14 protein-coding genes, 1 tRNA gene and 1 other annotated feature are annotated in these 14564 nt (G+C 40.1%); all 15 genes read right to left on the reverse strand.

Annotated features, from left to right (window positions below):
• Nucleotides 1–50 precede the first annotated feature (50 nt).
• Nucleotides 51–506: a tRNA adenosine(34) deaminase TadA gene (gene tadA, locus AC4PHB_RS10150; RefSeq protein ID WP_492136314.1), complete on the reverse strand. Its 456-nt coding sequence runs from the start codon at nucleotides 504–506 to the stop codon at nucleotides 51–53.
• Between the two features lie 19 nt (nucleotides 507–525).
• Nucleotides 526–601, reverse strand: a tRNA-Arg gene (locus tag AC4PHB_RS10155).
• Between the two features lie 66 nt (nucleotides 602–667).
• Complete coding sequence (locus AC4PHB_RS10160; protein WP_492136315.1) at nucleotides 668–1531, reverse strand: DegV family protein; 864 nt, start codon at nucleotides 1529–1531, stop codon at nucleotides 668–670.
• Nucleotides 1532–1614: 83 nt separating this feature from the next.
• Nucleotides 1615–2001 carry a DUF302 domain-containing protein gene (locus AC4PHB_RS10165; protein WP_492136316.1) on the reverse strand — a complete coding sequence of 129 codons (387 nt, stop codon included), beginning with the start codon at nucleotides 1999–2001 and terminating at the stop codon, nucleotides 1615–1617.
• A gap of 121 nt (nucleotides 2002–2122) precedes the next feature.
• Nucleotides 2123–3397 (reverse strand): serine--tRNA ligase, encoded by a 1275-nt coding sequence (gene serS / locus AC4PHB_RS10170; RefSeq protein ID WP_492136317.1) that lies wholly within the window; start codon nucleotides 3395–3397, stop codon nucleotides 2123–2125.
• A gap of 86 nt (nucleotides 3398–3483) precedes the next feature.
• Nucleotides 3484–3647: a binding site (T-box leader), on the reverse strand.
• 60 nt (nucleotides 3648–3707) lie between these two features.
• A complete protein-coding gene (locus AC4PHB_RS10175) occupies nucleotides 3708–4172 on the reverse strand; it encodes a RidA family protein (RefSeq protein WP_492136318.1) in 465 nt (154 codons plus the stop codon).
• A complete protein-coding gene (thrC, locus tag AC4PHB_RS10180) occupies nucleotides 4156–5379 on the reverse strand; it encodes a threonine synthase (RefSeq protein WP_492136319.1) in 1224 nt (407 codons plus the stop codon). Before thrC ends, AC4PHB_RS10175 begins: the two co-directional genes overlap by 17 nt.
• Nucleotides 5380–5444: 65 nt before the next feature.
• Nucleotides 5445–6608 (reverse strand): alanine racemase, encoded by a 1164-nt coding sequence (gene alr, locus AC4PHB_RS10185; RefSeq protein WP_492136320.1) that lies wholly within the window; start codon nucleotides 6606–6608, stop codon nucleotides 5445–5447.
• A 174-nt stretch (nucleotides 6609–6782) separates the two neighbouring features.
• The gene (locus tag AC4PHB_RS10190; RefSeq protein WP_492136321.1) at nucleotides 6783–8732 is read right to left on the reverse strand and encodes a TRAP transporter permease; all 1950 of its coding nucleotides are present in this window, start codon (nucleotides 8730–8732) and stop codon (nucleotides 6783–6785) included.
• Between the two features lie 19 nt (nucleotides 8733–8751).
• Nucleotides 8752–9273 carry a DUF1850 domain-containing protein gene (locus AC4PHB_RS10195; RefSeq protein ID WP_492136322.1) on the reverse strand — a complete coding sequence of 174 codons (522 nt, stop codon included), beginning with the start codon at nucleotides 9271–9273 and terminating at the stop codon, nucleotides 8752–8754.
• Between the two features lie 12 nt (nucleotides 9274–9285).
• Nucleotides 9286–10317: a TAXI family TRAP transporter solute-binding subunit gene (locus tag AC4PHB_RS10200; RefSeq protein WP_492136323.1), complete on the reverse strand. Its 1032-nt coding sequence runs from the start codon at nucleotides 10315–10317 to the stop codon at nucleotides 9286–9288.
• Between the two features lie 336 nt (nucleotides 10318–10653).
• Nucleotides 10654–11454, reverse strand: a complete 801-nt coding sequence (gene murI, locus AC4PHB_RS10205) for a glutamate racemase (protein ID WP_492136324.1) — start codon at nucleotides 11452–11454, stop codon at nucleotides 10654–10656.
• A gap of 12 nt (nucleotides 11455–11466) precedes the next feature.
• Nucleotides 11467–12486 (reverse strand): PTS sugar transporter subunit IIC, encoded by a 1020-nt coding sequence (locus tag AC4PHB_RS10210; protein WP_492136325.1) that lies wholly within the window; start codon nucleotides 12484–12486, stop codon nucleotides 11467–11469.
• Nucleotides 12487–12507: 21 nt separating this feature from the next.
• Nucleotides 12508–13497, reverse strand: a complete 990-nt coding sequence (locus tag AC4PHB_RS10215; protein WP_492136326.1) for an ATP-binding protein — start codon at nucleotides 13495–13497, stop codon at nucleotides 12508–12510.
• Nucleotides 13481–14563 carry a DnaD domain-containing protein gene (locus AC4PHB_RS10220; protein ID WP_492136327.1) on the reverse strand — a complete coding sequence of 361 codons (1083 nt, stop codon included), beginning with the start codon at nucleotides 14561–14563 and terminating at the stop codon, nucleotides 13481–13483. Before AC4PHB_RS10220 ends, AC4PHB_RS10215 begins: the two co-directional genes overlap by 17 nt.
• Between the last annotated feature and the right edge of the window lies 1 nt (nucleotide 14564).

The raw sequence follows: 14564 nt of genomic DNA on the forward strand, positions 1-14564 counted from the left end.
AGTTATGGTTTTATTATACGATTTGTAGGGATAAAACTAAAGGGAAACCATTATTTTGGCTTCCCTGATTTTCTTAGTTCCTTGAAGAATTCTGTTAGGAGCTGTTTGCACTCCTTTTCTAGTATTCCTGTAGTAAGCTCAACTCTATGGTTCATTCTTGGGTGTCTTACAAGATCCTCGTTGGAGCCGCAGCAGCCGAACTTAGGATCCATTGCCCCAATTACAAGCCTTGGGAGCCTTGCGTTTACTATTGCTCCCGCACACATGGCACAGGGTTCAAGGGTAACATACATGGTACAGTCTACCAGTCTCCAGCCCCCCAGAAATTTACTTGCTTGCTGTATAGCCATGATCTCCGCATGGGCTGTGGGGTCCTTCTCAGTTTCTCTCCTGTTCCAGCCTCTTCCGATAATTTTTCCGTCATAAACTATAACAGCACCTACGGGAACCTCGTAGGTGCTTGTTTTTGCAATATTTATTGCTTCCTTCATAAAGAGCTCATCCATATTTATCACCTGAAAAAAATGGTGCACCCGAGAGGAATCGAACCCCTGCACATGCCTTAGGAGGGCACCGCTCTATCCTTCTGAGCTACGGGTGCAAGTCACAAAAATAATTATATTATTTATTACCATTTTTGTCAATTGGATTAGCTTTTGCTTTTTGCTTACTTTTCGATGTAGAACATAGATAATCCGCCAAGACCTACATGAGTTCCAACGGAAACTCCCATCTGCATAATGTATATATCCCCTTTGAATCCTGTCTCTGAAAGAAGCTTTGTCTTAAGCGCTTCTGCAACGATGGAGTCTGACGTATAGCCGATTATGATAAAGTTTGTCATTTCAGGATCTACTCTTCTTACAAACTCATCTACATAGTACTTTAGAACCTTGGTTAAGCCTCTTTCCTTCGCGACGATTGCTCCCTTGCCCTTTTTCATGGTCATGATTGGCTTTACCTTCAGCAGCTTTCCAATAAATGCGCTGGCGTTTGTCAGCCTGCCGCTTTTTATAAGATTATTCAGGTCGTCTACGCAGAGGAAGTGCTTTACCTTTGTCTTATATTTTTCATTGAACTCGATCAGTTGGTCAAAGGTGTAACCCTGGTCCATAAGCTGGGCTGATTTGAGTATAAGGTAGCCGCTTCCATGGCTCATTGAGAGGGAGTCAACAACATGTATCTTTATTCCAGTATCAGGATGCTTCTCGAAATAGAGGTCCTTGGCTATAACTGCAGACTGATAGGAGCCGCTGGTACCGCTGGACATGCAGATACACAAGAACTCGTCATAGCCTTCTACTATAGCTTCATCAATAATCCTGATGAATTCTTCCGGACTTGGCATGGAGGTCGTCGGCAGCTCAGGAAGAGACGGTAGAATTTTGAAAAACTCATCTGCTGTAATGTCCACCTTGTCCTTATAGGTGACGTTGTTTATAAATATACTAAGGGGTGCAACTCCAATATTGTACCTCTCAAGAATCTCCTGCGAAAGGTCACAGGTCGAGTCTGCCATTAATTTGATCATCCGGTTAGTATTCCTCCATTACTTTTTTTATTTGTTCTCATAATATATCATTAGTCCTTAGTTTTGGAAAGAAAAAAAGAGGCTTATACAGCGGCCTCTATCGCACTCCAAAGGGTATTTTCAACCATCAGTGCTGCTTCCTTTATGCTTTCTTCTCCCATTATGTCGACCAATGCTTCAGGCTTGATCATTCCTACCACTACAGAGTCTCCATCATCCCTGATCATCATCTTACACGGCAAGAAATATGCCATATCCGGTTTGGCGTTCAAGATCTCGATTGCTATTTTTGGATTGCAGACCTCAAGAATCATGTGATTTTTTCCGTAATCAAAGCCCTTTTCCGCAAATTTATCCCTGAAGTTTAGCTCCCACAATACTCCGAACTGTCTTTCCTTTAGTGTTTCCCTTAAAGCTATCAATGCTTCTTCGAAGGACTTGTTTGATTTTTTTTCCAAGTATAGCTCCATATCCATCATTCCTTTCAAATACTATTTTACAAGATATGTATACCCCATATAGGTATTGTGAACCTCATACTTAAAAATATGATCCGAAAAAAAATTTTTCGGATCATTACTGATTTTATTATTACTTCTCAAGTTTTTCCAAATTGTTCATATATTTTCTCAATACTTCAGGAATTACAACTGTGCCGTCTGCTTGCTGGTAGTTTTCCAGTATCGCTGCAAATGTCCTACCTACAGCTAATCCTGATCCATTTAATGTGTGGACATACTCAACCTTCCCAGTCTCTTCGTTTCTGTATCTCAGATTTGCCCTTCTAGCTTGAAAATCTTCAAAATTGCTGCAGCTTGAAATTTCAACATATCTTCCATAGCTTGGCATCCATACCTCTATGTCGTAGGTCTTAGCTGATGAGAAACCAAGGTCTCCTGTACTTAACATTACTACCCTGAATGGTATTTGAAGCTGCCTTAGAACCTCTTCTGCATTGTCGGTCAGAGTTTCAAGTTCCTCGTATGACTTGTCTGGATGGGAAAATTTTACCATCTCTACCTTGTCGAACTGGTGATTTCTTATAAGACCTCTGGTATCTCTTCCGGCTGATCCAGCCTCCGCCCTGAAGCATGGGGTGTATGCTGTAAAATATACTGGAAGCTCTTCTTCCTTAAGAATCTCATCTCTTAACAAATTAGTCAATGGAACCTCAGCTGTAGGCACTAAGAAAAAGTCCTTCGCTGGAACATGGAACATATCCTCTTCAAATTTTGGAAGCTGGCCTGTTCCTATCATGCTGTCCCTGTTTACCATGAATGGTGTCGCCATTTCTTTATAACCATGATTCTCTGTGTGCAAGTCCAGCATGAAGTTTATTATTGCTCTCTCAAGTCTTGCACCTTTGCCGCTGAATACACTAAAGCGTGCACCAGCTATTTTTACTGCCCTGTCAAAATCAAGAACTCCAAGCTCTGTCCCAATGTCCCAATGTGCTTTAGGTTCAAAATCAAATTTTCTAGGTTCACCCCATTTTCTCATCTCGATATTGTCGGCATCAGATTCGCCCTCGACTACTGTATCATGTGGAGTGTTTGGTATCTGGAATAATAGATTCTTCATTTCATCATCTATATCCTTGATTTTCAAGTCAAGAACTTTGACTTTTTCTGATAGAGTTTTCATCTCCTCAAATATCCCTGAAACGTCCTTGCCTTCTTTCTTAAGTGCTGGGATCTCCTTAGAAACTCTGTTTTGTTCCGCCTTCATTACCTCAACCTCAACAAGGGCATTTCTTCTCTCCTCGTCGACTTTTATGAGCTGTTCGATTGGAAAATTGCCGTGTCTCTTTTTTAGAGCTTTTAAAACACCTTCTGAATCCATTCTTATCCTTTTAATGTCCAGCATGCTATCCCCTCCTAGTTAGATTTGCTTATGCAATTTTAAAACACTTCGACTTATCTGTGGAAATAAAAAACTCTCTATCCCCAGATATTAGGGACGAGAGTTAACCCGCGTTGCCACCCTAGTTAGCCTTTCGGCTCACTCGACTATTTTTAGCTCCAGGTTGGATTCGATAATTTCACCTGTCAGCTTACACCAACCGCTGACTCTCTTTAAAGCTTTCTTATCTACTATTTCCCTTCACAGCTATATTTAATTAAAATTCATTATAGCACATACGCAATGGATGTCAAGATGTGGCTCTCTATTCTATTTAATGTCTCTTGATCTTTATTATTAATTCTATCTCTACTGCAGCATTGCCGGGTAAGGAGCTGACTCCGATAGCCGACCTGGCATGTTTCCCAGCTTCACCGAAAATCTGTTCTAACAATTCCGATGCACCGTCAATTACCAATGAGTGTTCAATAAAGTCTTCAGTGGAGTTTACGAAACCAGTTAATTTAACAATTCTTTCTATCCGGTCCAAATCTGAAATTATATCTTTAATCGCACTTATCGACCTCAGTATACATATTTTTGATGCTTCATAGCCTTCCTTTGTAGTTAGATCTCTACCGAGCTTACCTTTATATAATAGATTTACACCATCCTTAGGCGTTTGCCCGGAGATGAAAATATAATCATCACATTTAACTGCTGCAACATAAATAGCTCCAGGCTTGGGTGGTTGCGGAATATTAATATTTAATTCTTTTAGTCTATTTTCTATTATCATCGTTGATCCCCTTTATTACACTGGATAACTCTTCTATTCTGCACTGAACGGAATTAAGCTTATGCTTTTCCAAAGCAGCAGTATATTTCAAACCGCTTCCTGTGACGATACAAACAATTCTATCTTCGTGCTTGAGATAGTTTTGCGCTTTCAATTTTATTACTACAGCCAATGGTACAGCGGAGGCTGGTTGAGAAAACAACCCATCCGTAGCTAGTATAGCTTGAGCTTCAATTATTTCTTCATCTGTTACTCCAACTGCAATTCCACCATTCCACTTTAACATCCGTAAAATTTGATTACCACTCGGTGGATATGGATTTTCTATAGCATGAGCGATAGTATTTGGCTTTTCAACCCTTTGAACCTCATCTAACCCATTACTATATGCTTCTACAATTGGAGAGCAACCACTTGCTTGTGCACATATTATCTTTGGAATTTTATTAATTAGTCCACAGTTGTGAAATTCTCTAAAACCTTTTTCTATACCTCTCGTGTTACCCCCAGAACTTGTTGGCACAACGACATAATCGGGCATATCAAAATTAAGCTGTTCGCAAATCTCAAAAGCAATAGTTTTCGAGCCTTCGATTCTGAAAGGAACGTCAGAATTCATGAAATAAATGTCATTTTCATCTCCAACTTCATAGCTTTTTGTATATATATCTTCATAATTACCCTCTATTCTCAATAGATTAGGGCCATATATGGCTATTGGTGCTATTTTCTCGGCTGGGATATCATGTTTTACAAATATGTATGCTTTCAGATTTGCTTTCCTCCCAAAAGCTGCAACAGAAGGAGCCATATTCCCGCTGGAAACCGTACCGATCTTCTTATATCCTAGCTTCAATGCATGTTGAACTGCTACAGCGGTACCTCTATCTTTAAATGACCATGTTGGGTTTTGGCTTTCATCTTTAAAATATAGATTCTTTACTCCTAGCTTTTTAGATAAATTTTCAGACTCAGTTAGTGGTGTAAAGCCTTCGCCTAATGATATATCTTTGTTGATATTGCTAAAAGGATAAAATTCGGAATATCTTTCAAGAATTGTTTGTTTTAATGGATTCCCTTCAGAGATCTTACCTGTTTTAACTAACTCCAGCTCGAGGGGTTCATTACAGACATCGCACCTGAAGTTTTTTATACTGGCTGAGAACTCCTTACCGCATTTAGTACAAATAAGCTTTGTATCTTTCATTGTTATCAATCCTTCACTTTCAAATTTCACTGATCCATTGCATTTATCATTTATTGCAAATTGATTTATAAGCTATCGGCGGACACATATTCGCCTTTACTTTTATATATTCTTGCAACCCGTCTGCCAATAATTGCAAGTACCTCGGATACTTGAGCTCCGGTAATTTTGCATATGTCAGATTTATCGATTTTTTCTCCGTTATCTTCCCCTAAAATGGTAGCAATATCTCCTATTTTCACATTCTCTAAACCGGTAATATCTACGAAGCATGAATCCATGCATACTCTTCCGACTATAGGTACTTTCTTACCGTTTATTATTACACTGCCTCTATTTGATAATAAGGAGCTATACCCATCGCCAAAACCTACCGGTACTACTGCTATTGACATCTCTTTACTTGCAGTGAAGGTTCTACCATATCCAATGCTCTCTCCTGGTAGTAGCTGGTTTATATTTGTAATTACAGCCTTCCATTCCAATATTGGCTTTAGTGAAATTCTGTCGTATCCGTGATCCATTCCGTGATATCCATAAATTGCCTTACCAGCTCTTACTAGATTGAAGTGGGATTCAGGCAGCTCCAAAATTGCTTGAGTGCTTGCACTGTGAACAAACTTAGGATCAATATTATTTTCTCTAAGTTGGTTTAATCCTTTATTGAATATCTCCAGCTGCCCTTTTGTAAATGTCTTATCTAATGCTCCGCTTTCCGCAAAGTGAGTATATACACCTATGATATCTAGGCCTGTCAGATTTTTTAAAATATCAATAGCTCTTTTCAACTCTTCACCAGGCTTGAATCCGATCCGCCTTAGACCAGAGTCTATTTTAATGTGTACCTTTGAGGTTTTATTCAATCTAATGGAAATGTCTGAAACTAGCTTAGCATTACCTATATTAAACAGAGTTATTGATAAGTCATTATAAACAGCTTCCTCCAACTGGTCATCTGAAATAGGCCCCAGGACTAATATGGGTAATTTAATGCCAGCTTTCCGGAGTTCTAGTCCCTCCCAAGCATCTGCAACAGCAAGTTGAGCGGTGGGATACATTTTTTCAATATATTTTGATATTGCTATTGCACCATGGCCATAGGCATTTGATTTTACTACAGCCATAACTTCACAATCAGGACTTAGCAAGCTTTTTATATTTCTAATATTGTCTGACAAATAATCCAGGTTGATTTCTACCCAGGAGTTGTAATGTTTAAAATCTCCCAAACCAGACTCCCTCCTATAACAGTCTCTCACAGATTACAGCTATCAAATATTTAAATCTAGTTTCTGTCTCTAATTATTGTTGAAAAACAAATTAGACCTTTTCACTTTGAAGTCTAATTTAGTCTTACAAATCCAAAGGTCTAACTTATTTTTTTATTTCTTGTTATTTAATTTTTATGCTATCGCATTTTCTTTTGTATATTTTCTTTTCTGCATAAAGTACCCGATTACTAATATAACTAAAGCGATCAAGTTGTAAGTGTAATCTGTAGTGATCATAACTAATCCGCCTACTAAAAATAGTACCCTTTCAACAATATTCATCTTTGTTTTAAAGAACCCGGTCAATCCGGCAGATAAAGCTACAACACCCACCATCGCTGTGACTATTACAAATATTAGATGAAAAGCTGTTACATCAACAAGCAATAAAACAGGACTATAAACAAATATATACGGTATAATGAATGCTACTATAGCGAGTCTAGATGCTTGTATTCCCGTTTTTATGGGCTCTGACTTTGCTATTCCTGATGCAGCTATTGCGGCAAGTGCTACCGGTGGTGTAACGTCTGCAATTATTCCAAAATAGAACACAAACAAATGTGCAGCTATCATTGGTACTCCTAGCAATAATAGCGCGGGTGCTACTATTGTGGAAGTAATTACATAATTAGCGGTTGTAGGAACACCCATTCCCAAGATAAGTGAAGTTAACATAGCAAATGCTAAGGTTAAGAATAATTGACCATTAGCCATACTTACTAAAACTGACCCCATCTTTAGTCCCAATCCGGTTTGTGTAACAACTCCGATTACGATTCCTGCGCAAGCCGTCGCAGCAACTACGGTAATCGCACTTCTAGCACCATTAACTAGTCCATCGAAAATATCCTTTGGTTTTAACCTAGTACTCTTCTTTAACGCAGCTACGATTATGGAAGAAGCAATAGCTCCGAGAGCTGCTCTTATAGGAGTATATCCAGCCGTCAATAAGTACATTACTATGACGATCGGCAACATTAAGTGCCCTTTTTCCTTCATTACGGTGCCTATCTTAGGCAATTCATCCTTTGGCATTCCTTTTAGTCCAAGTCTTTTTGCCTCATAATGTACTCCACCCCAAACTCCAAAATAATATAGTAGTGCAGGTATAGCTGCTGCACCTATTATTCTAATATAAGGAATACCTGTAAACTCAGACATTAAAAATGCTGCTGCGCCCATTACTGGCGGCATCAACTGACCACCTGTAGAAGCTGTTGCCTCTACTGCACCTGCAAATTCAGGTTTATATCCCATTCTCTTCATCATCGGAATGGTAAAGCTTCCTGTACCAACAACATTTGCAACTGAGCTTCCTGACAAAGTTCCCATAGTCGCACTGGATAATACTGCAACCTTTGCTGGTCCACCTACTGCGCCACCTGCAATCGAGTTGGATATATCTATGAAAAATTCACCCATTCCGGTTTTTTCAAGAAAAGCTCCGAACAACAAAAACATAAAGATAAATGTTGAAGATACTCCAATTGGTATACCGAATATACCTTCTGTAGTAAAAAATAGTTGTTGAACCAAATCATCTGGAGCAATTCCTCTATGCGATAGTATCCCGGGCAAATATCGTCCATAAAGAGCGTATGCAATAAAAACTACAGCTATTATTACCATTGGCCATCCGACCACTCTTCTGGTCGATTCAAGCACAAGCAGAATTGCTATTACTCCTACTATCATATCTGTTGAATTAACTCTTCCTGATCTCATTATCAGCTCTTTGTAAAAAACAAGTACATAGATGCATACACCTGCCGCTAAAATTGCCAATATTACATCCAACGGGTGCAGCTTTGTCTTGGAAAAGCTCTTTCTCGAAGGATACAGCAAATAAACCAATGATAGTCCAAAACCTAAATGTGCTGCTCTTTGAATTACAGCGTCAAGTGATCCAAAAATTGCTGTGTACAACTGAAATAATGAAAACGCCAGCAGTATTATAACTAGAATTTTATTTTGGATACCGCTGAGTGTTCTAAAATCTGAACCCTTATCATATTTTTTTAAGATTTCTTCAGCATCGGCAGCAACCTTTGCTTTGTCATCCGTCAAATTCTCCGTCACTTTTATCACCTTCCTATTTTTATAAAATTATGTGTTTATTGCCTATTATGATGATTAGCTTTTCAATAGGATATAGTTTGATCGAATTAGTGCTTTCGTTTAATAAACCAAGTATGTCGTAAACACGATCTCCTGTAGTCAGCTTATGCTCAGGAATAGGAGAAATTATCATGTTTATCTCTTCAAGAGTTTTATTTAATATGTAAACGAATTTATTATTTTCAAATTTAAAATTTTCTAGATTGTCAATATAAGGTGAACCTACTCCAAAAGAATCAAATACGTTCTTTTGGAGTAGGAACCTGTTATCTTGTGTTACTATGAAATACTCTTCAAAGATTGTTTTATGAACAGAATGCGTATAACTTAATACAAAAGAATCATCCTCTAGATAGATTTCCTGATGAACGCCACTTTTTTTATCTTCTATAACAATAACTTTACCTTTTTTTATTGAACTGGCAGTTATAGCTATCAGAATCAAAACTAAGAGTATTAATTTTATGGAAAGAGAATTTCTAATGTTTAAGTTTTTCAACATTACCCTACCTTTTTAATTGCTGATCCCAATTTCCTTAAAGTATCTTTCTGCCCCTGGGTGTAGTGGTATCGGCATTCCTTTAAGAGCATTCTCAGCTGTTATGAATTGTCCTACTGTATGGGCAGCAACAACTCTATCATGGTTTTCATAAATTTGCTTAGTTAACTCATATGCTAGTTCTTCGTCCATATCTGCCGAAACTACCAACATTGCTTTTACAGTTATAGTAAGAACATCTTCAGTTTGGCCTGTATAGGTATTTGCCGGCATAATAAGCTCAGTGAAATAAGGATAGTCCGCCATTAGTTTTGCGGTTACATCTGTATCGAAAGGTACTACAAATATCTCAGTCTGTAAAGCAAGCTCTTGAATACCAGCATTTGGCATCCCTGTAGTAAATATTGCAACATCAATTTGCTTATCTTTCATTCCTGAGATCGTTTCTGCATATGGTAAGAATCTTGCTTGGATATCTTTATCAAAATCAAGTCCTGCTGCAGCGATTATTTGTCTTGCATTTGCTTCGTTACCGCTTCCTATGGCTCCGACTGAAACCCTTTTCCCTTTTAAGTCAGCTAAAGACTTAACGGTAGGATCGATAGATATCATTTGCATTGGCTCATTGTATAGTATTGCCATTCCGCGTAGATCAGAAAACTCTTGACCTTCGAACATTGCTTCTCCATTATATGAGTACCATGCAATATCATTTTGAACCATTGCAATCTCAATCTTCTTATCAAATAGAAGATTAATGTTTGCTGTTGATGCTCCTGTGCTTTGTGCAGTTACATTAGCTCCAGGGATATTCGCGTTCCAAATTTCTGCAAAAGCTCCGCCAAGTGGGAAATAAGTTCCTGCTGTACCACCAGTTGCTATGTTCAGGTAAAAAGTTTCTGCTGGTGCTGCTGGTTCTGCCGGTGCTGCTGGAGTCTCAGCTGGTGCAGGTGCTGGTGCTGGTTCTGGTGCCTTAGGTGCGCAACCGATCAGCATGGTCATGGTAAGTACTAAAACCATCATCAAAGATAAAATCCTTTTGTTCATATTCATCCCCCTTTTAGTTTGTATTGCCCTAATCTGCCTCTTTAATGAGGTAGCTTCGTAAATATATTATAACTGAAAAATAGCTTATAATCCATATATTATTTAGTGAATAGTTGAAATATTTGATGATTCGGGTATTTTCAGGGTCAGTCCTTCATATAAAAAACCGGAGATTTGATCTCCGGTCTTAATATTTTATGTGTTTTTCAATATTTCATGTAAGCTGCTTGATTATTTAAAAATCAAGAAATCAATTAATATGCCGATTGATTGATAATAATTCTCCAATCTTTTGGGTCTTGCCGTTCCCTTTAAGGAATGACGGCTTATATTAAACTACTCTATGTACTCCTTTATGTTCAAGTGGTCCATTTCCTCGATCCTTCGGATCCCAAGCTTCTCTGCCGTCTTCTTGTATAGCTCCGGATCTCCAGAGGTATATATCTCTACCCTCCCAAGGCCGTTTCTGTTAAGAAGATCCCGCTCGTGAAGCTGAGCTCTGATAGCTTTGGCTTGCTGGAATCCAGGATTTATATAATTCAGGGAGGGGTCTATGTCCAGGAAGATATCCTCAACGATAGGGTAGTGAGTACACGCAAGTACTATGTTATAAACCTCTCCCTTTCCCTTTATGCTCTCCAGATGGTGCTTGACAGTGTCGTAGGTATCCTGACTGTTAAACTCTCCTCTGTCTATAAGAGTTGCAAGATTCCTGCTCCCTTCGTTGAATACCTCTATGCCAGGTCTTCTTTCTCTGAGCATCCTCTCATAGGATCCCATTTTTACGGTAAATTCAGTAGCCAGTATCGCAAGCCTTTCTGCTCCCATCTTATCTATATGGTCTACAGTTGGCGTTACAATATCCACGACTGGAAAAGGCAGCTTTCCATTGAACCTTTTATATATAGTAGAGATCGTGTTGCAGGCTATTGCTGCAAGCTTAACTCCTCTTTCCTCCAGGAACTTTAGCATGGCCATTGAAAGAAGGTATATCTCTTCCTCTGATCTGTTTCCATATGGGACATTTTTGCTGTCTCCAAAGTATATGATATCCTCCCCCGGCATCAGCTTCTGCATTGATGCTACAACAGTAAGACCTCCTATACCTGAGTCGATAACTCCTATTGGTTTCTTCATCAAATTCCCCCTCTATAGTGTCATGTCTCCCTTCCTGATGAAGCCCTTTCTTCTCATCCATTCGGATACTGAAAATGCTATTATCCCAGGGAATACGAAGTGCATCATCAGGATCAATAAAAGCACATATGGGCTGGCACCCATAGTTTCTATCATCGCCAGCTGCCCTACAAGACCGCTTGTACCCATTCCTGCACCCATAGCATTGCTCTCCATTTGCAGTATGTAGGTGGATATTGGCCCTAGTATTGCCGAAGCTACTATAGCCGGTATCCAGATAAGCGGATTTTTTACTATATTCGGTATCTGCAGCATAGACGTTCCCAGGCCTTGAGCAACAAGACCGCCATATCTATTCTCTCTGAAGGAAGCTACTGCAAAGCCAACCATGTTGGCAGCACAGCCTACTGTTGCCGCTCCTGCGGCTAAACCAGTCAGGTTTAAGGATATGGCAAGAGCTGCCGAGCTTATGGGCAGAGTCAGAACTATTCCCATTACTACGGATACGATTATCCCCATTGGAATAGGATGCATCTCCGTTGCCCTGTTTATTATAGCTCCAACACCTGTCATGAATGCTGCTATGTAAGGACTTATATAGCTTCCCACGAAACCTCCGACAAGTATCGTTATCATTGGGACCAGGATAATGTCGAATTTCGTTTTACCGCTGACAAGCTTAGATATCTCAGCCCCACATAAGGCTGCTACAAAGGCACCTACCGGTTCACCTGTCTTTATGATCGCCGCTGTACCGTCAAAAGAGATGCTGCCAGCTCCAATCGCACCAGCTGCAGCTGTTGCAAATATTCCAAGCGGTGGTGCTCCAACGCTGTAGGCTACGCCTACTCCAATTGCCGGCCCCATCAATCTTTGGGCTACATTCCCGAATAGGATAAGAGGCTCAATCCCTCCATAGGTCCCTATCTGCTTTATTATAAGACCTATGAGCAAAGATGAGAACAAACCTAAAGCCATTCCGTTCAGGACCTTTACGATATAGTCCTGGATTCCTGTTGCTTTCCTTGACATTTACTAACCCCTCTCAATAGATTATTCCCACCGCAGATCCTTTCCATAGAACTTCAGTGGTATGAACTTATCAAAAATCCTTGAAAAAACTCTGTCGGTGTATATCTCAGAAATCTCGTTGGGTGTAAGGTTTGTTGATATTATAGACTTCTTGCCTGACAATAGCCTGGTGTTTACTATGTTGAATATCTCAGCATTGGTAAAGGAGTTTGATACCTCAGTACCTAGGTCGTCTACTATTAAAAGATCGGCATCAAAGAGCATCGAGTACTCATAGTCAGTCATGTCGCTTTCATCTCTCCTGAACCTTCTTCTCTCCAGGATATCGAGTATCGTAAATGCCGTTTGATAAATCACAATTTTGTTTCTGTCCAGAAGAGCTTTAGCTATACAGTTGCAAAGAAATGTCTTTCCCAAACCTGTTGTGCCATAGAATAGAAGGTTTTCACCATTGTCCTCGTCAAAATTTCCGATAAAGCCCTCCGCATAGCCTGCAATGTCTGCTATATTGTCTCTTGGCGTGAGTGTCTCTCCCTCAAATAGATCATCTGAGAACAAATTTATATTGAAGGTCTGAAAGTTCTCTTTATGGAGTATCCTGTCCAGATTGGACATCTGATAGGCTCTGTTTATCATCTCCTGCTTCAGGCATTTACACCTGGTTCCATCCTCAAGATAGCCTGTGTCGCTGCACTGACTGCATTGGTACCTTGCTTCAAGATAGTCAGCGGATATGTTCTCCTCCGTCAGAAGAAATGCCTTCTCCATCTTTAGGGTCTCGATCCTCTCCTGGGTCTTTCTGACAAGATCCTCAGGATCCTCCGAGCTTGCCAGTACAGCTTTTGCCATCCGGATGCCGGTTCTTCTTATCTCATCATCTATCTCCTTGACTCTGGGAAGTCTTGAGTATACCTCCTGCTGCCTTCTCTCCAGGTCTCTCTGACTATTGTCTCTTCTTCTTTCATATATTCTTTGGATGTCTGCCTTGGTTTTGCTATGCATCAGCTTCATCCCTTCCCTTCAATTTATGGGCTTCTCTCTTCTTTCTTGCTATATCCTCAAGCTCAGAGGCTGAGTATTTAGAGGATCTTTGTTCAAAGTTGTGGAACTTAGTCTTATAGCTTTGCCTTGCAGTTCGTTTCGCTTCCGTCCTTGGCGGCTGTTTTTCAGGGGGTTTGTCTCTTTCCTCAACATCCTCCACAGTCTTAAAGCCCTTCTTGTGCCAGTCGCTGATTACACCGTCAATATAGTTGATAGTTGGATACTGCACCTTGCTGGAGGCCTCGCAGCCCTTCAATACCATCTCCATGGAGTAGCCATACTCATCGAACCATTTTGAGATGAGCTTGTTGTCGCCATCGTTGAAGCCCTTATTGGAAAGTCCTACAGCCTTCATTACCTTGTGGTATCTGTGATACCTTTGGTCCTCACTGGCCAGGTACCCTTCAACCGCATCCATAGTAGTCAAGCCCATGTCATACCAGTTTCTTACTATACCCTCTATATAATTAAGCTTTTTTACTCCCTTGGCCTCGACTCCATACTGAAAGGCCTTCTCTATAACATCCGGATCCATATTGTAGTCGTAAAACCAGTCAAGGATCTTCTTTTTTTCTATGGCTTGGGTCTGTCTCCTCATTATATCGTCGATCCTGTTGAACATGGTGTTTATCATAGGGTTTTTAAGCGCTCCCACAAGATCGTCAGCCCATGAGCCCTTCTCCTCTTTCTTTTCAGGAGCTGGCTTAGCCATGAGATTGTTTCTTATATACAGCTGTTTGAGGCTTAGGAACTTTATCTGGTAGTTTACGTCATCCTCGCCGCTTTTCTCAATTATTCCTTTGTTTTCCCAGAAGTCCCATGCCCTTAGTACATCCTCCAAGGGAATGTCCAGGTGCCTTGCTATGGTTTGATTTGTAAGCTCCAGCGAGGCATCCCTGTCGTGGGCATATTTATAGCCCAATAGGTATACCTTGACGTAGGTTCCGTTGGCCATAGGCATGAAATCATTGAGGAATATATTTTCTATAGGGGTGTCACCCAGGTCCATGTCGGTGGTCTCAAGCTTGAATCCCATC

The organism is Gudongella sp. QWL-04 (genome assembly GCF_058683975.1).